Genomic DNA, 18,625 nt, shown 5'->3' with positions numbered 1-18,625 from the left:
GGCGTGAGGAAAGCGTGAGGAGTATTCAGGAAATTGTGAAATCGGCGTAGCGTCACCGCCATGTCGACAGTCATCGTCACCAGCGGCCTGACCAAGCACTACGGCCGCGTGCACGCCCTCGACGGGCTCGACCTCACGGTCGAGGAGGGGCAGGTCCACGGGTTCCTGGGCCCCAACGGGGCCGGGAAGTCCACCACGATCCGCGTGCTGCTCGGACTCGCGCGGAAGACCGGGGGCGAGGCATCCGTCTTCGGCCTGCAGCCCTGGCGCGACGCGGTGAAGATCCACCGACGCGTCGCGTACATCCCCGGCGACGTGAGCGTGTGGCCGAACCTGTCCGGGGGTGAGGCCATCGACCTGCTCGCGCGCCTGCGCGGGGCCTCGCGCCACGACAAGGCCTACCTCGACGAGAAGGCGCGCCTCATGGAGGCCTTCCAGTTCGACCCCCGCAAGAAGGGCCGGGCGTACTCGAAGGGCAACCGGCAGAAGGTGGCGCTCATCGCGGCGTTCGCCGTCCCCGCCGACCTGTACATCCTCGACGAGCCGACGAGCGGGCTCGACCCGCTCATGGACGTGATGTTCCGCCGCGAGGTCGTGCGCGTCCACGCCGCGGGCGCGACGGTGCTGCTGTCGAGTCACATCCTGTCGGAGGTCGAGCAGCTGTGCGATCGTGTCTCGATCATCCGCGCCGGACGCATCGTCGAGAGCGGCACCCTCGCCGACATGCGGCACCTCACCCGCACCGAGGTCTCTTACGAGGGGACCGATGCCGCTCCCGTCGCCGCGCTCGCGGCGGCGCACGACGCGCTCGTGGAGGACGGCCGCGTGCGCTTCACCGTCGACAGCGACCAGGTCACGGGCGTGCTCCCCGAGCTCTCCCGCCTGGGCGTGGCCGGACTGCGGGTGGCACCGCCGTCGCTCGAGGAGCTCTTCCTCCGTCACTACGGCGACGACCTCGCCGTCCTGGAGGGGAACGGGCGATGAGCCGGCTCACGACGCTGCTCGTGCAGCGGCTCCGCCGCGACTGGCTGCAGCTGACCCTGTGGATCGGCGGCACGATGGCGCTCGCGTTCGCCGGTCTCTCCGGCGCCGCCAACACGTACGGCAGCGAACAGGAGCGCACGGCGCTGCTCGCCACCGTCATGGCCAACCCGGTGATCCTGCTGTTCCGCGGCCTGCCGTCAGGGCCTGGAGAGCAGACGTTCATCGTCTTCCTCCTCATGCCGTTCCTCGTCATGATGGCGGCCTTCATGAGCGCGTTCCTGGCGGTCCGCCACACGCGGGGCGACGAGGAGGCCGGTCGTCTCGAGCTCGTCGCGGCGACGACGGCGGGAAGGTCGGTGCCGACCGTGGCCACGATCGTCCACGGCCTGTTCGCGAACGTGCTGCTCGGCATCCTCGTCGCCGCCGCCTTCCTCGCGGGCGGATCGCCCGCGGAAGGCTCCTGGCTGGCCGGGTTCACCGCCGCATGCGGCGGCCTGACGTTCCTGGGCGTCGCGCTGCTCTCGGCGCAGCTGATGCGCACGTCGCGTGGTGCGAACTCGCTGGCCGTGTGGGTGCTCGTGGTGAGCTTCTTCGTCGCCGGCATCGGCAACGCCGTCGGCACGCCCAGCGACGACCTGACCCACATGGAGAGCTCGTGGCTGACGTGGCTCTCGCCCTTCGGCTGGGCCGAGAACACCCGCGCCTTCGATGAGAACCTGTGGTGGCCGGCACTGCTGTGCCTCGCCGCGTTCGTCGTGTTCGCGGGGGCGGCCCTGGCGCTGCAGACCGTGCGCGATCTCGGTGCGAGCATCGTGCCCGAGCGGCGCGGGCGGGCCGCGGCGCGTCCGGCGCTGTCGTCGACGACGGCGCTGGTCACGCGGCTGGCGTCAGGGTCGACGATCGGCTGGATGGCGGGCGCGTTCTTCGCGGGGGCCCTGTCGACCTCGCTCGGCTCCGTCGTGAACGAGATGGGTTCGGACAACCCTGCGGTCGCCGACATGCTCAAGGCTCTCTCCGCCGAGGCCGACCTCGAGCAGGCGGTCGTCGTCGTGTTCTTCACGATGGTGGGCCTGCTCGCCGCGTGCGCCGGTGTGCAGACGGTGGCGCGCGCCCGTCAGGAGGAGGCGCACGGCACGGCCGAGCCCGTCCTCGCCACTCCCGTGCAGCGTGTGCGCTGGCTCGCGGACTTCGTCGTCATCGGGTTCATCGCCATCGTCCTGACGTGCGCAGCGGCGTTCCTGGGCGCATGGGCCGGCGCGGCGGGGCTCGACAACGGTGCAGACCTGACCGGCGACGCCTTCGTCGCGGCGTGGGGCCAGGCGATCGCGGCATCCGTCTTCCTGGTACTGACCGCGCTCGTCTTCACGATCGCCCCGCGGTGGACGATCCCGCTCGGCTGGACCCTCGTCACTGCGGCGATCGTGTTCGGCCTGTTCGGGCCGCTGCTGGGCCTGCCGGAGTGGGTGACGAACCTGTCGCCGTTCTCGGTGGCGCCGGTGCCGAGCGGCAACGAGGTGGACCTGCGCGGAATGTGGTGGCTGCTGCTGGCGGTGGCGGCCGGGGCGGCGGCATCCCTCACCCTCATGCGCCGGCGCGAACTGGCATCGGCCGGGTGACCGACGTGACCGGGGAGCACGCGGGCACCGAGGCGGCCGAGCAGGCCGCGGCGATGCTGACGGCGGCGGGGATGTCGCGGATGCCGGCGCGGGTGCTGATGGCCCTCGTGGGCTCTCCCGACGAGGGGTACACGGCCGCGGACCTCGCCGACCGCCTGGGGGTGTCGGCCGGTGCCGTGTCGGGCGCGGTCCGCTACCTCACCTCGATGCGGCTCATCCACCGGCTGTCGCGTCCGGGCGACCGGCGCGACCGCTACGACCTCACGGGCGACGCGTGGCTCGGCATGATCACGTCGAACGCGCCGCTGTATTCGAGCCTCGCCGGGTACATGGATCGCATCGCCGACGAGAATCCGGACGCGCCGGCATCCGTCGAGCGCGCGCGCGACATCGCGGACTTCATGCGGTACCTCGCCACGAGGATGCCCGAGCTGGTCGACGAGTGGCGGGCGCAGCGGGCGCCCGCGGGCGACGCGCCCGGCGGTGGCGACGGGGACGGGTAGCCTTGCCCGAGTGACCGACGCGCCCCGCTACATCGTTGCCACCGACGGAGCCTGCAAGGGCAACCCCGGCCCGACGGGCTGGGCGTGGGTCGGCGAGGACGGGCACTGGGCCGCGGGCGCGATCCCGATGGGCACGAACAACATCGGCGAGCTCACCGGACTGCTGAAGGCCATCGAGGACCACGCCGACGTCGCCCACCTCGTCGTGCAGGCCGACTCGAAGTACGCGATCGACACGTACACGAAGTGGATGGACGGCCACCGCCGCCGCGGGTGGAAGACCTCCACCGGCGCGCCCACCAAGAACGTCGACATCCTCGAGGAGCTCATCGCCGCGCGCGACGCCCGCCGTGCCGCGGGCCTTCCCGACGTCGTGCTCGAGCACGTCCGCGGCCACTCCGGCCACGTGCTGAACGCCTGGGCCGATGAGCGCGCGGTGCGCGCGTCCGAGCACGCGGCGAAGGGCGTCGCGAGCGCGTGGTCGTCGCTGGGCGCGCAGGACCGCATCGACGTGTCCGAGCGCCCCAAGAACGGACGCTGAAGCAGGACGTCCGCGCCGCCCACCCCGACGGCATCGCCTCAGAGCTGCGCGCGGTACTCCTGCCATGCCGCGCCGAGACGCTGTACGCCCTCCTGCAGCACGGGCTGCGGGGCCGTGTACGGCAGCCGGATGTGGTCGTCGTAGGTGATGGATGCCGTGAACTCGGTGCCGCCGGCGACCGAGACGCCGCGCATCGCCGCGACGCGCGCGAAGGCCGTCGCCGACCCCACGGGCAGCCGAGCCCACATCGCGAGGCCGCCGCGCGGCGGGGTGGCCTGCCACCCCGGAAGGTGCTCGGCGATCGCGTCCGCGAGCTGCGCGGCCGCCGCCGCGTGCGTGGTGCTCACGTCGAGGCGCAGCGCGCGGGACTGCTCGACGAGGTCGAGGGCGAGCAGCTGAGCGGGGACGCTGGTCGACTGGTCGACGAGCTGGCGCACGCCGCGCAGGCGCCGCACGAGCACCGGGTCCGCCCGCAGCCAGCCCACACGCAGACCGGACCAGCACCACTTCGACAGCGAGTCCACCACGATGATCGGTGCGTCGGGGCGCAGCGCCGCGAGAGTGGGCGGCACGACGCCGTCGAACGAGACGTGCGCGAGCACGCGGTCCTCCAACACGGGCACGCCGTATTCGGCCGACAGATCGGCGAGCCGCTGCCGCGCGGGAGCGGGCAGGCGCGTGCCGGTCGGGTTGTGGTGGTGCGGATTCACGGCGATCAGCACGGGCCGCAAGGCGACCACGGCCGCTTCGAGCTCGTCGACGTCCACCCCGTCGGGGCCGATCGTGATGCCGTGCACGCGGCCGCCCCGACGACGCACGGAGTCGGCGAGCCCCGGCCACGTCACCGATTCGGTGAGCACGACATCGCCCGGCGACACCAGTTCGTCCACGACGAGGCTGATCGCCTGCTGCGCGCCGTGGGTCACCAGGATCTGCGCCGCGGTGGCCGGCGTGCCCTCCTCCTCGAAGAGCGCGGCGATGCGTGCGCGCAGGATCGGGAGTCCCGCCGGGTCGGTCTCGGCGAGCGTCACCGGGTCGAGCGTCGGCGCATGGGCGCGCACGATGTCGAGCGCCAGCTGCGGCATCGCGGGCACCGCCCGCAGCAGGTCGATCCCCGACGGCAGCGCCGAGAACAGGCTCTCGCCGCGCGCGGTGCGCTCCCGGCCCGGCACGGCGGCGCCGAGGTGCCCGGCGATGCGCGTTCCGCTCCCCTGCCGCCGCTCGACGAGTTCGTCCTCTGCCAGCAGCGCGTACGCCGCGACGACGGTGCCGCGCGAGACCGAGATCGCGGTGGCGAGGCCGCGCTCGGGAGGCAGTCGGTCGCCCGGGCGCAGCTCGCCGCCCTCGACGAGTGCGGCGATGGCCTCCGCCAGGCGCACGGTCAGCGTGCCGTCGCCGTGCGCCCACCGCCCGAGCCGGGCGGCGAGACGGGATGCCTCCACCGTGCCGCCGAGGGCCACCCGGTGGTCCACCAGCCGCTCATTGGCCCTGTCAACGGTCGTCATGACACCGCATTCTGGTCCAATGTTCCGCACCCACACCAGCGTTCCGGCGACGACCAGTCCAGTCAGTCTCGATTGGACCATCGGAGAGCTCGTGGCGTGGATCGCCGGCGACGACGCCCGCTGCCACGACGAGGCGCTCCGACCCGTCCTCGGTGACGTGGCCGGCGCATGGCGGCCGGCGTCAGGGCTCCGGCCGACGTCGACCGTCGCCCTCGTCCGCGAGGTCGCCGCGCAGCTCCGCGCGGTGCCCGGGCGCCGCGACCTGCGCGTGCGCGACCTCCTGGCCGGCCGCGCCGACGGGGGCCTGCAGCGCGCACCTCGGCGCACGGTCACGGCCGGGGTCGCGGCATCCCCTCCCGACATCGGAGCGTCGAGTCAGCCGCGGACGCCGCGCTGACCCGCGTGCGCGAAGGACGAGGGATGCCGCACCCCCAGACCGTCAGCCGGCGTCGGTGGTGCCCTCGTACAGGGCGATGGTGTTGCCGTCGAGGTCCTCGATCACGGCCCACCAGCTCGTGGGCGAGATCTCGGTCTTCTCCTTCACCACCGTGCCGCCGGAGTCCTTCGCCTTGGCGAGGGTCTCGTCGATGGAGTCGACCTCGACGTAGGAGCGGGGCTGCGTGAAGCCCTCGTCGCGCGGGGCGAGCCCGCCGCCCGAGATCTTGTTGGGCGCCTGCCACATGGGGTAGCCCTCGTAGCCGGGGATCTCTGCGATCTGCCAGCCGAAGAGGCCGGAGTAGAACGCGCCGGCCTTCGCGAAGTCGCTGACCGGGATGTCGATGTGGGTGATGTCGCCGTGAGCCATGGTGGGTCCTCTCGTGCGTCTTGGACCCGGTCAGTCTCCGCCTCCGCCGGGAGCGGCACAAGGGCTCGAACGCCGACCGGCCACCTTCAGTGGGCGACGATCATGACCGCGAACATCACGAGCATCGGGACGGCTGTCGCGACGCGGCGAGCGCGTGCGAGCGGTCGTGCGGGATGCCCGTAGGCGTGGACCAGCGCCCACACGCCCGCGACGGCGAGCAGCGCCGGGCCGCTCATGTCGAGCGCCGACGGGTGTCCGTGGGAGCCGTGCCCGGCCGCGCCGCCGAGCACGACCCCCGCAGCGACCGCGGCGGCCATGAAGAGCCCGTCCACCAGGACATGACTCCAGCCGGCGCGCCCGCGTCGCACGCCGACGGCGGCGACGGCCGCGATGCCCAGGCACAGGCCGATCGCACCGAGCGACGTGACCGGATCGGCGTGAGACGCCGTCAGGTGCCAGAGCATCGCGACCCACAGCCCGAGCTGGGCGATCGCCACGCCGACGAGGTCGGGCACGAGGATCCCACCCGAGAGGGACCATCGTGCCCGCGGCGAGGAGGTCAGGCCTGCCACACCGTCTTCGCGTTCACGAACTCGCGGATGCCGAACTCGCCGAGCTCGCGGCCGTAACCTGAGTCCTTCACGCCGCCGAACGGCAGCCCGAAGAACGACGCCGAGTTGCCGTTCGCGAACACCGCGCCGAAGGCGAGCTCGTCGTGGAGGCGGGCGATCTCGTCCTGGTCCTGCGTCCACACGCTCGCGGCCAGACCGAAGTCCGAGTCGTTCGCCTGGGCGATCGCCTCGTCGATCGAGGCCACCTTGTACACGCACGCGACGGGGCCGAAGCACTCCTCACGGTGAATCCGCATGTCGGGGGTGACGCCCGTGAGCACGGTCGCCGGGTAGAAGAACCCGGGGCCGTCGGGCAGTTCGCCGCCGGTGTGCACCGTCACGCCCTTGGCCTTGGCGTCCTCGACCAGCTCGTGCGCCTCGGCGCGGACGGATGCTGTCGCCATGGGTCCGAAGCCGGTGGCGGGGTCGAACGGGTCACCGGGGAGGGTCACCGCCATCTTCGCCGTGAACGCTGCGAACCACTCGTCGTAGACGTCCTCGTGCACGTAGAAGCGCTTGGCGCAGATGCAGGACTGGCCGCTGTTCTGCGTGCGGGACGCCGCACCGAACTCGGCCGCGCGGGCGATGTCGGCCGACGGCAGGACGACGAACGCGTCGGTCCCGCCCAGCTCGAGCACCGACTTCTTGATGTGGCGGCCGGCGGCCTCGGCGACCGCGGCGCCCGCGCCCGTCGAGCCGGTCAGCGTCACCGCCTTGATGCGCCGGTCGGCGATGAGGTCGAGGGTGCGGGCCCCCTCGACCAGCACGGTCTGGAACGAGCCCGCGGGGAACCCGGCGCGGGCGAACAGCTCACCCAGGTACAGCGCGACCTGCGGAACGCTCGACGCGTGCTTGAGGATGCCGGTGTTGCCCGCCATGAGCGCCGGAGCCGCGAAGCGGATCACCTGCCAGTACGGGTAGTTCCACGGCATGACCGCGAGCACGGTGCCGATGGGCTGGAAGACGACGCGCGCCGCCGAGGCTCCCACGGACGCAGCCGGGACCGGCTCCTGGTCCGCCAGGTACTGCTCGGCGTGGTCGGCGTACCAGCGCATGCCGTTCGCCGACTTCGTCACCTCGTACTTGGCGGTGCCGAGGGTCTTGCCCATCTCCGTCGCCGCGAGGGCGGCGGCCTGCTCCAGATCAGCGTCGAGCAGGTCGGCGGCGCGATGCATCCACGCCGCCCGCTCGGCGAACGTCGTGCCGGCCAGCACCGTGTTGGCGGCATCCGCTGTCCGCAGGATCTCTTCGAGCTGCTCGGGGGTGTGCGGGGCGAACTCGCGCTCGACGGCGCCGGTCGTGGGGTTGAGGGTGGCGATCATGTGTCCTGTCTCCTTGATTCCGAGGTGCCGGCGCCGCGTCAGTGGGCGTGGTGACCGTGGTCGTGGTCGTGGTCATGGTGCGAGGCCCCGTCGCCGCTCGGCACGTGGCAGTGCGTCGGCGCCGGGATCTCGACCGAGGGGTTGCGCTCGAAGAAGCCGTGCGGCTTCAAGACGAAGCCCGCGGTGTCGACCGGCATGATCGGCCAGTCCTCGACACGGGGGAAGTGGGTGAGCCCGAAGGTGTGCCAGAGCACGATGTCCTCACCGTCCACGGCCCGGTCGGCCTGCACCCATGCGGGGATGCCGGCGCCGCCGGGATGCATGTTGACGAAGTCGCCCGCCGGATAGAGCTCGCCCGGCTCGTACGCCGTCACCCACAGGTGCTTGGTCGCGAACGTCGCACGCTGATGGATGTCGGAGGACGGGTCGGCCAGGAGGAGCGGCCCGCCCTCGGGGTACAGCACCCAGCCCGTGGGGGCGCCCATCCGGTTCGTCTGCTCGCTGCTGTGGACGAACCACACCCGGCCGACGCGGTTGTCGGCCTCACGCTGGGCGTCGGACTCACGCTGGAGCCGCGTGACCTGCTGCACGTACGCGTTGCCGTGGGGGTTGTCCGGCCCGACGGGCGTGCGCGCGGCCTCCAGCTCGTCGACCGCGTTGGGGAGCCCGTCGATCGTGACGTCCAGTCGGGCGCTGAAGAGGTGCTGGTGGTTCGGGGCGCCCAGGCCCGGCGCGACCTCGGACGCCCACGGGTAGCCCCGGTAGGGGATGGCGCTCGTGAAGACGATGCCCGTCGCCTTGAGCTCGAACTCGATCGTGCCGTCGAGGCCGAAGTACCAGTAGAAGCCGTAGTCGTAGTTGCCGACGGTCATGAAGAAGCTCACGACCAGGCGCCGGTTGCGACGCACCTCGGTGGAGCCGTTCCAGTTGTCCGAGTGCTTCCAGAGCACCCCGGCATCCTCCTCGTGGATGCAGATCGCCTGCCTGATGACGTTCGGGGTGCCGTCGTTCGACGCGACCACGGCGTCGAGGTACGTGATGTCGCCCACGCAGTCGCACCCGAGTTCCAGCGAGTTCGCGAAGCCGCCGAACAGGTACTCGCCGCCGTCGAAGAAGTTCTGGAACCACCGCTGCGGCGACGGATCGCCGTACGGGACGACCATCTCGGCGATCGAGGCCCGGTACAGCACCGGACGTGCGCGGTCGCCGTCGTCGATCGTGACGTTGTGCAGCACGAGGCCCTCGCGCTGGTCGAAGCCGACCTGCAGGCGCCAGCCCAGCCAGTCGATGACACCGTCGTCCGAGATGGTGAAGCTCGGGCCCTCGGGCTGGGTGATCTCGATCGGCTTGATGCCCGCACGGTCGGGCCCGCGCCACGACGCGAGGTGGTAGTTGCCGTCCTCCTGAGGCACGGGCAGCTCGGCGTAGTCGATCACGTCGACGACCTCGCCGGCGACGACGTCCACCATGACGGTCACGCCGTCGACCGGGTGCGCCCAGCCGAGGTCCTCGGGCGTCTTCTGCACGAAGGTGAAGCAGCGCTGGATCCGCCGGCCGCGCTCGTCGTCGGCCAGGACGGCCGCCGACAGGGGGTTCACGCGCAGCTGGGAGAGGTCGGTCAGCCCGCGCTTGGCCATGGCCGCCCGCCAGCGCTCGTCCTGGTGGACGACCTCCTCCACCAGCGAGAACTCGCGGATGACGACCGGCACCGCCCCGTCCACGTCAGGATCCAGCTGTCGCACCGAGACGACCCGATCCTCGGCGGGGCAGGTCACCGCGTCGTGGGAGGCGCCGCTGCGCATGTCGATGAGGAACGACCGCACCGTGCGCGCCGGCACCTCACCGCGGTAGAACGCGCGCTTGTCGGGCTCGACCAGCCCGACGTAGGCGAAGTGCGTGTCCGGCCCCGCGATCCCCGCGTCCCGGAGGAGACGGGTGTTCGCGCGGATCTCGTCCTCGCTGAGCGTGACCAGCGAGGCTGCAGCGGCGGCGGAGAGGGTGATGTTCGACATGGGGATCCTTGTATGCGTTCTCGGAGGGGGCGGCGATCGGTCAGGCGGCGGGCACGGAGGAGGCGGGCGACTGGGCGGGGTCGTCCTCGCTGAAGTCCATGACGGGCGGCTGGCGACGGAAGCCGCCGGTCGTGATCAGCAGCACGAGGAGGCCGATCGCGACCCACACGATGCCCGTGATGAGCGCGGTCATCGACAGGCTGGTCCACAGCCACACCATCAGCGCGAACCCGACCGCGGGCACGACGAGGTACTTCAGCACGGCGGCGAGCCCGCGCCTGCGCTGATCCACGAAGTAGTGCTTGAAGACGGCCAGGTTCACGAAGCTGAACGCGACGAGGGCGCCGAAGTTGATGATCGAGGCGACGAAGCCCAGGCTGAGGAAGACCGCGCCGAACAGCCCGACGGCGCCGACGACGATGATGCCGAGCCACGGGGTGTTGAACCTCGGGTGGACGACGGCGAAGACGCGCCGCGGGAGCTGGCCGTCGCGGCCCATCGCGTACAGGATGCGCGAGACGCTCGCCTGCGACGTGATGACGGACGCGAAGCTGCCGGCGATGTACGCCGCCGTGAAGAAGGCGTTCAGCGCGCTGCCGCCCAGGCGCATCATCAGCTCGAGCGACGCGGTGTCGGCGTTCTGGAAGTTCTCGTAGTCGGGGAACACGAGCCCCGCGATGTACGCGACGAGGATGAAGATCGCCCCGCCGATGAGGGTGCAGAGCACGATGGCACGAGGGATCGTGCGGCGTGCGTCCTTCGCCTCCTCCGACAGTGTCGAGATGGCGTCGAAGCCGAGGAACGCGAGTGCGAGGAACGCGGCGCCGCCCATCACGTTGCCGATCGTCGAGTTCGCCCCGAAGAACGGCTCGAGCAGGTTCGGCGGGTTGTGGCCCGACGCGTAGGCGATGCCGGTGATGACGAAGACCGCGATGAAGACGAGCTGGATGCCGACGAGGGCGAGGTTGACGCCGGCCACCAGGCGGATGCCGATCACGTTGAGCGCCGTGACGAGTGCGACCGAGACGACGATGAACACCCAGGACGGGACCTCGGGGAAGGTCTGGTTCAGGTACAGCCCGATGATCAGGTAGTTCAGGAGCGGCAGCACGAGATAGTCGAGCATGAGCGCCCACCCGGTCAGGAACCCGAGGTGCCTGCCGAAGGTCTTCTGCGTGTACGTGTACGCGGACCCCGACTGCGGGTAGGCGCGCACCATGTTCGCGTAGCTGTACGCAGTGAACAGCATCGCGATCGTCGTGACGAAGTAGGCGCCGGCCAGGTGCCCTCCGGTGACCTGGGTGACCAGACCGTACGTGGTGAACACGGCCAGCGGCAGCATGTACGCCAGGCCGAACAGCAGCAGCGAGCCGGACCCGAGGGTGCGGCGCAGCCGCGGCTCGATGCCCGGAACAGAGGATGCAGACACGGAATCTCCTTCGATCGTGCAGGCTCTCGATTGGAGAGCGCTTTCCAGATGTGTGCGGGATGCCGGCCGCCCGGCTGGACGCGAGCTACTTGCCGTAGCCGTTCGAGAGACCGGCGATGTACTGCCGGGAGAAGACGGTGAACAGCAGCACCAGCGGGACCGCGCCCAGGGTGAGCGCCGCGAGGAGGGCCGGGTAGTCGCTCTGGAACTGTCCGACGAACTGCTGCACGCCCAGCGTCACGGTCTGGTTCTGCTTGCCCGGCGCGAGGATGAGCGGGAACCACAGGTCGTTCCAGACCGGGAGCATCGTGATGGATGCCACCGCCGCGATGCCGACGCGCACGATGGGGAGGGTGATCCCGAGCACGCGGAGCTCCCCCGCGCCGTCGATGCGCGCCGCCTCCTTGAGCTCGGTGGGCACCGCGCGGAAGTACGTCGTCATCAGCGCGACGGCCAGCGGCAGCTGCATCGCGGTGTAGACGAGGATCAGCGCCGGGAGCGTGTCCATCAGCCCCCACGCCGTCATCGTCTTGATCAGCGGCACGGTGCCCAGGCGGATGGGCAGCATGATGCCGATCACGAAGAACCCGGCGATCACCGGGCCGATCCGCACCCTGTACTCGACGAGGGCCCACGCCGCCGCCGTGCCGAGCACGACCGTCAGCACGATCGTCGAGACCGTGACGATGATGCTGTTCTGGTAGTTCAGCAGGAAGTTGCCTCGGGCGAAGACGTTCAGATAGCCCTGCAGGTTGAACGTCTCGGCGTTCGGCAGCGCGAACGGCTCGCCGAAGATGCCCTTTGTCGTCTTGAACGAGTTCATGACGACGATGAGGATCGGCACGGTCGAGAGCAGGCTGAACAGGATCAGGATGCCGTGCACGGTCGAGCTGGTGAGCACATCCACGGGACCGCGCCGGCGGACGCGCAGGTCGCCCGTCGGCGTGTCCGCGACACGGATGGTGGAGGTGGAGGGGAGCGTCTGAGTCATCGGCGGTCCTAGAGCTCGTACGTCTTGAGCCGTCGCTGCAGCACCCAGAAGTACGCAGCCGTGGTGACGAGGATGATGAAGAAGATCACGGAGGCGACGGTCGCCCCGAGGTCGAGGTTGGCGACCTGCCCGCTCGATCCGAAGAACGTGCGGTAGAAGAACGTGCCCAGGATGTCGGTCGAGTAGTTCGGGCCCGGGGCCGAGCCGTTCAGCGCGTAGACGATGTCGAAGCCGTTGAAGGTCCAGATGTAGGTGAGCACCACGATCAGCCCGAACTGCGGGGCGATGAGCGGGAACTTGATCCGCCAGAACACCTGCCACCCGTTGGCCCCGTCGATGCGCCCGGCCTCGACGACGTCGTTCGGGATCGCGAGGAGCGCCGTGTAGAGGAACACCATCGGGATGCCGAGCCACTGCCACACCGACATCAGCGAGATCGTCGGGAGTGCCGTGAGCTCGTTGCCGAGCAGGGGGAACTCGACGAGCCCCCACAGCGGATTGATGATGAGCCGCCAGATGAAGCCGACGATCACCACGGACAGCGTCGCGGGGATGAACAGCAGCGTCCGGTAGACGCCCACCGAGCGTCGGATCCGCGCCGAGGTCAGCAGCGCTGCCATGAGCAGGCCGATGGGGAGCTCGACGAGCAGGTGGATGAGGAAGAACTCCACGCTGTTGCCGAGCGCGTTCCAGAACCGCTCGCTCTGCCAGGGGTCCGTGAAGAGGAAGACGTAGTTCTCGACACCGACGAACACGTTCGCGCCGGTGTCGGAGTCGAAGAAGCTCAGCACGACGCTGCTCAGCAGCGGGTAGACGGCGAAGGCCGTGTACACGATGAGCGCGGGCAGCACGAACAGCGCCAGGAGCCGGTAGCGGGCGGCGGTGCGGATCATCCGTTCCTCGTTCGGGTCGGGTGACCGGAGGCCGCGGATGTCGCAGCCCCCGGTCGAGCGGTCACTGAGCCGGCACGTACCAGGAGTCGAGTCCTGCCTGCAGCTCGGCGGTCGCCTCCTCCGGCGTCATGCCGGTGTTGTACATGAGCTGGGCCACGCGCCAGATCTCGTCGTCCAGCGGCGGCTGGCCGGCGCTCAGCCGGTCGAGGGCGAGACGCGAGGTCAGCTCGGCCCCCTCCTTGAGGCCCGCGAACTCCTGCGCGAGCGGGTCGTCGTAGGTCACCGGCTCCTTGCCCATCGAGAAGAACCCGGGCAGCTTGTTCACGTACAGCTGCTGGAACTCGGACGTGCCGAGCCACTCCAGGAACTCGGTGGCCGCCTCCTTCTTCTCGCTGTCGGCGTTGAGCCCGATCGCCATGTCGGCCATCTCCTGCTGATAGCGCGTGTCGCCCTCGTTCGCGGGCGGGGCGCCGAACACGCCGACGTCCAGGCCCGACGTGTTGATCTGCGAGATCTGCCACGAGCCGTCGGGGAGGATGGCGGCCTTGCCCAGCGAGAACAGCTGCGTCATGTCCTCGTACGAGATCGACTCGAACCCGCTCGGCAGGTAGTCGCTGAACGAGTCGAAGACGGTGAAGCCCTCGACGAAGGCGGGATCGGTGAGCTTCTGCGAGCCGTCGATCAGACCGAGCCGCCCCTCCTCGCCCTTCCAGTAGTTCGGACCGACCTGGTACAGCATGTTGTACGCGAGCTGCCACCCGTCGGCCGATCCCAGTGCGAGCGGCGCGTACGTGCCGTCCTCCTTGATCGCGTCGAGCACGTCGATGAACTCCTGCTGCGTGGTCGGCACCTCCAGCCCCAGCTCGTCGAAGATCGCCTTGTTGTAGTAGAACCCGGCGAGCACCGAGGCGACGGGCACGCAGTACGGCGCCCCGTCGTCGCCGGCCCACGCGGTCAATGCGGTGTCGTCGAAGGACGAGATCGCGTCGAGGTCCGAGAGGTCGTCGAAGTACCCCTTCGAGATCCACTGGCGGTTGACGTCGAACGGCCGGCACATGATGAGGTCCGGCCCCGTGCCGCCTTCGAGCTGCGACTGGATGGCCGCGTTGTAGTCGTTGGTGTCGACCGGGGCGTACTCGACGTGGATGCCGGGGTGCGAGGCCTCGAAGGCCGGGATGACCTCCTCCTCCCACATGGCGGTGTCCTCGGTGCGCCAGGTGGCGAGGGTGATGGTGACGGCATCGGCGTCGTCACCGCCCCCGTTCGCTGCGCATCCGGTGAGCCCCAGTGCGAGCGCGACGGCGGCGGAGGCGGCGATGACGGGCGGTGTGGTGCGCATGTCTGTCCTCTCTGAGCAGTGCTGTGATCCCTGCGGTGCATCGGGTGGCGAACAGCAGGTGGGGGTCAGACTATGTTGTATTCGGTTTGGTAGCAAGAGGTATTTAACTCTTCCGAATTTGACCCACTATGGTCTTATGATGTCTACAACCACGAAGACAGGGCAACACGTGAACGGATACATCAGCTTCGCCACGGCGCGACGCAGTCAGGCGGACCGGCTGGCCACCGCCATCCCCTACCTCCGCGACCAGATCGGCGCGCTGCGCGAAGCAGACGGCCTGCGCGGACGCGGGCCCGTGTTCACGGGCATCGGCGCCAGCCTCGCTGCGGCGGCGGGCGGCGTGTGGCACCTTCGCGACCGCGGCATCGACTCGTGGCGGCTCGCCGCGGGCGACAACCCGACCCCGCTTCCGGCCGGCGAGTCGCTCGTCTTCGGGATCTCGCAGAGCGGTCGCAGCACCGAGACCCTCGCAGCGCTCGAGTCCGTGCGGCCCGACCTGCGCGCGGCGATCGTGAACAAGGCCGACTCCCCGATCGGCCACGTCGCCGAGGTCCTCGTCGACTTCGGCGACATCCCGGACAGCTACGCGTCCACCGTGGGCTACACCGCGACCGCGATCGCGGTGTCGTTCGTCGCCGAGGCGTGGGACGGCGGCGCGATCGACGACAGCTGGTCCGGCATCCCCGATGTGATCACCGACCTGCGCGCGCGGGTGGCCGACTCCGTGGCCCGCAGCGTGGGCTTCTTCGCCGGCGCTTCCGGTGCGGACTTCGCCGCGACGGGTCCGTCGGTCGGCAGCGCCGAGGTCGGCGCCCTGCTGTTCCGCGAAGTCGCTCGGGTGCCCACTGCCGCGTTCGGCACGCGCCAGTACCTCCACGGATCCATGGAATCCGCCGGCGACGGCGTGCACGTGCTGATCGGCTCCGAGCGCGAGGCCGGCGTCGCCGAGTCGCTGAGCCGCGCCGGGCATAAGGTCGTGTTCGTGACCGACATCCCGGCCGACGAGTCCGACCTCGTGAGCGTCGTCCGCCTGCCCGACGTGACGACCACCCAGCGCACCGTCCTGGAGGCCGTCGTCCTCCAGGATCTCGTCGAGGGCGTCGCGCTGCAGCGTGGCGTCGACATCGAGGAGTTCGTCTTCTACCACGACGACACCAAGGTCGCCTCCGGCGAGTCGGCGTGACGTCCTATCGCGTCGGGCTCGACGTCGGCGGGACGAAGGCGGCGGTGCTCGCCGAGCCCGTGGACGGCGGCGCACTGATCGACGTCGTCATCGCGTCGACGGAATGGGATGCCGAGCCATACGCGTACGGGGCACGCTGGCTGGATGCCGTCGTCCGCCGCGCCCTCCCACCCGGCGCCACGGCCGCCGTGCTGGCCGTCGGCGCACAGGGCTTCGACAGCCCCGCGACCGTCGACGGGGTGGTGACGGAGCTCGCAGGACTCGGCTATCCGACCGTCGTCGGGGTGAACGACGCCGCGCTCCTGGTGCCTGCGGCAGGGCTCGTCGACGGCATCGGACTCATCGCCGGGACCGGCGCCATCGGCGTCGGCACGACGGTGGACGGTGCACCGCTCGCCACGGGCGGCTGGGGCTGGGTGCTCGGCGACGAGGCCGGCGCGGCAGGCATCGTCCGTGACGCCACGCGCCTCGCGCTGCGCGCCCACGACGACGGCGTCCGCGACGACGGCCTGCTCGCGGCGCTCCTCGCCTCGTACGACGTGGAAGACGCCGAACGCCTGGCCCGTGCCGTCAACGACGAGCCGACCATGGCGAACTGGGGACCGCATGCCCCGGCCGTGTTCTCCGCCGCCGACGCCGGTTCGGCACTCGCTGCGGCCGTGATCGACGCGGCCGCCGACCACCTCGTGGTGCTGGTCGGCCAGCTCCTGCGACGCGGGGCGGTCGGCCAGGACGTCGTCGCCGCGGGCGGCGTGATCGTGGCCCAGCCCCGCCTGCAGCAGGCGCTCCGCGAACGCCTCGGGCGCCGGCATCCCGAACTCCGCCTGCACCTGCTCACGCGCGCACCCGTCCACGGCGCCCTCGAGCTCGCACGACGGATCGGTTGAGACCCGTGCAACGAAGAACCCCTCGCCGTGCGGCGAGGGGTTCTTCACATGGCAGGTTCAGGGGTAGACGACCTTCTCCCACGCACCGGTCTTCATGGAGCGGTAGCAGGCGTCGAGGATCGTGTTCACGACCAGGCCGTCCTCGAAGGTCTCGATCGGCTGCTCACCACGGGCGAAGCTGTCCACGAAGTGGCGCATCTCCTGCGAGAAGCCGTAGGCGCGCGCCTCTTCGGGCACGGGGTACACCCAGCCGGTGTCGGCGTCGGACTTCTCGACGAGGTAGCCCACGGGGTTCTGGATGAAGCCCCACACCGGCGTCTGCGACGTGTCGGTGACGATGCGGCCGGCGCTCCCGACGATCTCGTGGCGCAGCTGCATGCCGCCCTTCTCGATCCACGACGACTCGATCGACGCCATCTGCCCGCCGCGGAACTTCAGCAGCGCGAGTGCGGAGTCCTCCCCCGTCGTCTTGTCGGCATGGGCGAGCGTGCCTCCCCACGCGAAGACCTCGACGATCTCGTTGTCCTTGCCGAACAGGTGTCGCGCCGACTCCACCGTGTGGCATCCCATGTCGAGCAGCGCGCCGCCGCCGGCGGTCTCGGCGTCCCAGAAGTGCGCGGCGTGCGGGCCCGAGTGCGCCTCGCGCGCCCGCATCCACAGCACGTCGCCGATGCCGCCCGCCTCGATCATCTGGTGCGCCTTGGCGACGTTGGGCGAGAAGACGCTGCTCTCGGCGTAGCCGTGCCAGACGCCGGCCTCCTCGACGATGCGGAGGATCTCGCGGGCCTCATCCGCCGTACGCGCGAGGGGCTTGGTGCACACGATGCCCTTGCCGGCCGCGGCGGCGATGCGGACGGCGTCGAGGTGCGCCTCGTTGGGCAGCGCGATCACCACGAGATCCACGTCGGAGTCGGCGCACAGCTGCTCGATCGACGTGTACGGCGATGCGTCGGGGCACCACTTGGCGGCGAACTCCTGAGCCCGCACGAGGTCCCGCGAGTAGTTGGCGGTGATGACGGCGTTGCGAACGTCCTGCAGGGCGTCGGCGTAGGTGTCGCTGATGAAGCCCGAGCCGATGAGGCCGACCCGGATGAGCGGAGGAGGCGAGAACATACCCGCAGTGAACCACGAAATACCACTTAGGACAACTGGTATTTCGCCGTCCGCTCAGCGCGGGCCGTGCCCCGCCGTCCGAGTGAAGACCGTGCGCAGCCGGTAGCGCTCGCCGCTGTAGCGGATGTCGGAGGCGAGGACGCGGCGGCCGGTGCCGTCGACGACGAGCTGATGCATGACCAGGATGGGAGCGCCCGCCGCGAGGCCCAGACTCTCGGCCACGACCGCGTCCGCCTCGCGGGCCTCGATCGTCGCCTCGGCGCGGACGAGGTCGACGCCCGCCGCGTCGAGCCGGTCGTACAGCGAGTCCGACGCGTAGTCGGCATCGGTGAACCCCTCGCCGAGCTCGGCGGGCACGCGGGCCTGGTCGATCGCGATCGGCACGCCGTTCAGCAGGCGCACGCGCTCCAGCACGAACAGGGGCGTGCCCGGCGCGAGGCCGAGCTCCTCGGCTTCGTCATAGGTCGCCGGCGCGATCTCGTTGCGGAGCACGCGCGAGGACGGCGTCAGCCCCATGCGGGCCGCGGTCTCGGTGAACGACTCCAGGCTGTTGGGCCACTCGCGGTCCACGACTCCGGACGACACGTACCAGCCGCGGCCGTGCGAGGAGCTCAGCAGCCCCTCCTCCACGAGGCTCGCGAGCGCCTTGCGCAGCGTGACGCGGGAGATGTTCAGCTGCTGGCAGAGCTCGCGCTCGGGGGGCAACCGCCGGCCCGCCTCAAGGGTTCCGGACGCGATCTGCTCGGCGATGAGATTGCGGGCCTGCACCCAGAGTGCTTCGGGGTAGTCGGGCCGGATCGCCACCGCGCCGTTGAGTGTCTCGCTCACGCGCGAACCTCCTCGATTTCCGGTCAAATGTATACCACTTGTACCATCAGCGCCCGACGG

18 protein-coding genes are annotated in these 18,625 nt (G+C 70.5%); 7 read left to right on the top strand and 11 right to left on the bottom strand.

Going from position 1 to position 18,625, the window contains the following annotated elements:
• Positions 1 to 60 precede the first annotated feature (60 nt).
• Genes ACFWJ8_RS06680 through ACFWJ8_RS06665 form a run of 4 tightly spaced genes read left to right on the top strand, consistent with a single transcriptional unit; the run spans position 61 to position 3,644 of the window.
• Entirely contained in the window at positions 61 to 984 is a 924-nt protein-coding gene (locus ACFWJ8_RS06680; RefSeq protein ID WP_378810031.1) for an ABC transporter ATP-binding protein, read from the top strand.
• The gene (locus ACFWJ8_RS06675; protein ID WP_378810030.1) at positions 981 to 2,600 is read left to right on the top strand and encodes an ABC transporter permease; all 1,620 of its coding nucleotides are present in this window, start codon (positions 981 to 983) and stop codon (positions 2,598 to 2,600) included. The genes ACFWJ8_RS06680 and ACFWJ8_RS06675 overlap by 4 nt, the downstream gene beginning before the upstream one ends.
• Positions 2,597 to 3,103, top strand: coding sequence for a GbsR/MarR family transcriptional regulator (locus ACFWJ8_RS06670; RefSeq protein WP_378810028.1), 507 nt, complete (start codon positions 2,597 to 2,599; stop codon positions 3,101 to 3,103). The genes ACFWJ8_RS06675 and ACFWJ8_RS06670 overlap by 4 nt, the downstream gene beginning before the upstream one ends.
• Before the next feature lie 10 nt (positions 3,104 to 3,113).
• Positions 3,114 to 3,644: a ribonuclease H gene (locus ACFWJ8_RS06665; protein WP_378810027.1), complete on the top strand. Its 531-nt coding sequence runs from the start codon at positions 3,114 to 3,116 to the stop codon at positions 3,642 to 3,644.
• 38 nt (positions 3,645 to 3,682) lie between these two features.
• Here ACFWJ8_RS06665 and ACFWJ8_RS06660 read toward each other — a convergent pair whose 3' ends face one another.
• On the bottom strand, positions 3,683 to 5,149 hold the full coding sequence (locus ACFWJ8_RS06660) for a PLP-dependent aminotransferase family protein (RefSeq protein WP_378810026.1): 1,467 nt from the start codon (positions 5,147 to 5,149) through the stop codon (positions 3,683 to 3,685).
• Between the two features lie 19 nt (positions 5,150 to 5,168).
• Between ACFWJ8_RS06660 and ACFWJ8_RS06655 the strand changes: the two genes are divergently transcribed.
• Positions 5,169 to 5,546 carry a hypothetical protein gene (locus ACFWJ8_RS06655; RefSeq protein WP_378810025.1) on the top strand — a complete coding sequence of 126 codons (378 nt, stop codon included), beginning with the start codon at positions 5,169 to 5,171 and terminating at the stop codon, positions 5,544 to 5,546.
• A 42-nt stretch (positions 5,547 to 5,588) separates the two neighbouring features.
• Here the strand turns inward: ACFWJ8_RS06655 and ACFWJ8_RS06650 are convergent, their stop codons facing one another.
• From ACFWJ8_RS06650 to ACFWJ8_RS06615, 8 genes are all read right to left on the bottom strand, one after another.
• Positions 5,589 to 5,954 carry a VOC family protein gene (locus ACFWJ8_RS06650; protein WP_378810024.1) on the bottom strand — a complete coding sequence of 122 codons (366 nt, stop codon included), beginning with the start codon at positions 5,952 to 5,954 and terminating at the stop codon, positions 5,589 to 5,591.
• Positions 5,955 to 6,040: 86 nt separating this feature from the next.
• Positions 6,041 to 6,469 (bottom strand): hypothetical protein, encoded by a 429-nt coding sequence (locus tag ACFWJ8_RS06645; RefSeq protein ID WP_378810022.1) that lies wholly within the window; start codon positions 6,467 to 6,469, stop codon positions 6,041 to 6,043.
• Between the two features lie 44 nt (positions 6,470 to 6,513).
• Complete coding sequence (locus ACFWJ8_RS06640) at positions 6,514 to 7,887, bottom strand: NAD-dependent succinate-semialdehyde dehydrogenase (RefSeq protein WP_378810021.1); 1,374 nt, start codon at positions 7,885 to 7,887, stop codon at positions 6,514 to 6,516.
• A 38-nt stretch (positions 7,888 to 7,925) separates the two neighbouring features.
• Positions 7,926 to 9,899 carry a primary-amine oxidase gene (locus ACFWJ8_RS06635; protein ID WP_378810020.1) on the bottom strand — a complete coding sequence of 658 codons (1,974 nt, stop codon included), beginning with the start codon at positions 9,897 to 9,899 and terminating at the stop codon, positions 7,926 to 7,928.
• A 40-nt stretch (positions 9,900 to 9,939) separates the two neighbouring features.
• Positions 9,940 to 11,328 carry an APC family permease gene (locus tag ACFWJ8_RS06630; RefSeq protein ID WP_378810019.1) on the bottom strand — a complete coding sequence of 463 codons (1,389 nt, stop codon included), beginning with the start codon at positions 11,326 to 11,328 and terminating at the stop codon, positions 9,940 to 9,942.
• Between the two features lie 85 nt (positions 11,329 to 11,413).
• Positions 11,414 to 12,319, bottom strand: a complete 906-nt coding sequence (locus tag ACFWJ8_RS06625; RefSeq protein WP_378810017.1) for a carbohydrate ABC transporter permease — start codon at positions 12,317 to 12,319, stop codon at positions 11,414 to 11,416.
• A gap of 8 nt (positions 12,320 to 12,327) precedes the next feature.
• Entirely contained in the window at positions 12,328 to 13,212 is an 885-nt protein-coding gene (locus ACFWJ8_RS06620) for a carbohydrate ABC transporter permease (protein ID WP_378810015.1), read from the bottom strand.
• A 61-nt stretch (positions 13,213 to 13,273) separates the two neighbouring features.
• Positions 13,274 to 14,551 carry an ABC transporter substrate-binding protein gene (locus ACFWJ8_RS06615; protein ID WP_378810014.1) on the bottom strand — a complete coding sequence of 426 codons (1,278 nt, stop codon included), beginning with the start codon at positions 14,549 to 14,551 and terminating at the stop codon, positions 13,274 to 13,276.
• A 169-nt stretch (positions 14,552 to 14,720) separates the two neighbouring features.
• On the opposite strand from ACFWJ8_RS06615, the gene ACFWJ8_RS06610 reads away from it, so the two are divergent.
• Together ACFWJ8_RS06610 and ACFWJ8_RS06605 are read left to right on the top strand one after the other, a co-directional pair.
• Positions 14,721 to 15,737, top strand: coding sequence for an SIS domain-containing protein (locus ACFWJ8_RS06610; RefSeq protein WP_378810012.1), 1,017 nt, complete (start codon positions 14,721 to 14,723; stop codon positions 15,735 to 15,737).
• The gene (locus ACFWJ8_RS06605; RefSeq protein ID WP_378810011.1) at positions 15,734 to 16,624 is read left to right on the top strand and encodes a BadF/BadG/BcrA/BcrD ATPase family protein; all 891 of its coding nucleotides are present in this window, start codon (positions 15,734 to 15,736) and stop codon (positions 16,622 to 16,624) included. Before ACFWJ8_RS06610 ends, ACFWJ8_RS06605 begins: the two co-directional genes overlap by 4 nt.
• Positions 16,625 to 16,681: 57 nt before the next feature.
• Here ACFWJ8_RS06605 and ACFWJ8_RS06600 read toward each other — a convergent pair whose 3' ends face one another.
• Both ACFWJ8_RS06600 and ACFWJ8_RS06595 read right to left on the bottom strand, forming a co-directional pair.
• Positions 16,682 to 17,737 carry a Gfo/Idh/MocA family protein gene (locus tag ACFWJ8_RS06600; protein WP_378810009.1) on the bottom strand — a complete coding sequence of 352 codons (1,056 nt, stop codon included), beginning with the start codon at positions 17,735 to 17,737 and terminating at the stop codon, positions 16,682 to 16,684.
• A gap of 54 nt (positions 17,738 to 17,791) precedes the next feature.
• Positions 17,792 to 18,565, bottom strand: coding sequence for a GntR family transcriptional regulator (locus ACFWJ8_RS06595; protein WP_378810008.1), 774 nt, complete (start codon positions 18,563 to 18,565; stop codon positions 17,792 to 17,794).
• Positions 18,566 to 18,625 lie beyond the last annotated feature (60 nt).

It is taken from the genome of Microbacterium sp. NPDC058389, from assembly GCF_042722305.1.
GTDB lineage: Bacteria > Actinomycetota > Actinomycetes > Actinomycetales > Microbacteriaceae > Microbacterium.
This window is presented reverse-complemented; position numbering and strand designations above follow the sequence as displayed.

Excerpts from the sequence above, each read along its gene's own strand:
- ACFWJ8_RS06625 (WP_378810017.1), bottom strand. The coding sequence starts at position 12,319 with ATGACTCAGACGCTCCCCTCCACCTCCACCATCCGTGTCGCGGACACG.
- ACFWJ8_RS06660 (WP_378810026.1), bottom strand. The coding sequence starts at position 5,149 with ATGACGACCGTTGACAGGGCCAATGAGCGGCTGGTGGACCACCGGGTG.
- ACFWJ8_RS06650 (WP_378810024.1), bottom strand. The coding sequence starts at position 5,954 with ATGGCTCACGGCGACATCACCCACATCGACATCCCGGTCAGCGACTTC.
- ACFWJ8_RS06680 (WP_378810031.1), top strand. The coding sequence starts at position 61 with ATGTCGACAGTCATCGTCACCAGCGGCCTGACCAAGCACTACGGCCGC.
- ACFWJ8_RS06635 (WP_378810020.1), bottom strand. The coding sequence starts at position 9,899 with ATGTCGAACATCACCCTCTCCGCCGCCGCTGCAGCCTCGCTGGTCACG.
- ACFWJ8_RS06640 (WP_378810021.1), bottom strand. The coding sequence starts at position 7,887 with ATGATCGCCACCCTCAACCCCACGACCGGCGCCGTCGAGCGCGAGTTC.
- ACFWJ8_RS06675 (WP_378810030.1), top strand. The coding sequence starts at position 981 with ATGAGCCGGCTCACGACGCTGCTCGTGCAGCGGCTCCGCCGCGACTGG.
- ACFWJ8_RS06620 (WP_378810015.1), bottom strand. The coding sequence starts at position 13,212 with ATGATCCGCACCGCCGCCCGCTACCGGCTCCTGGCGCTGTTCGTGCTG.
- ACFWJ8_RS06655 (WP_378810025.1), top strand. The coding sequence starts at position 5,169 with ATGTTCCGCACCCACACCAGCGTTCCGGCGACGACCAGTCCAGTCAGT.
- ACFWJ8_RS06615 (WP_378810014.1), bottom strand. The coding sequence starts at position 14,551 with ATGCGCACCACACCGCCCGTCATCGCCGCCTCCGCCGCCGTCGCGCTC.
- ACFWJ8_RS06600 (WP_378810009.1), bottom strand. The coding sequence starts at position 17,737 with ATGTTCTCGCCTCCTCCGCTCATCCGGGTCGGCCTCATCGGCTCGGGC.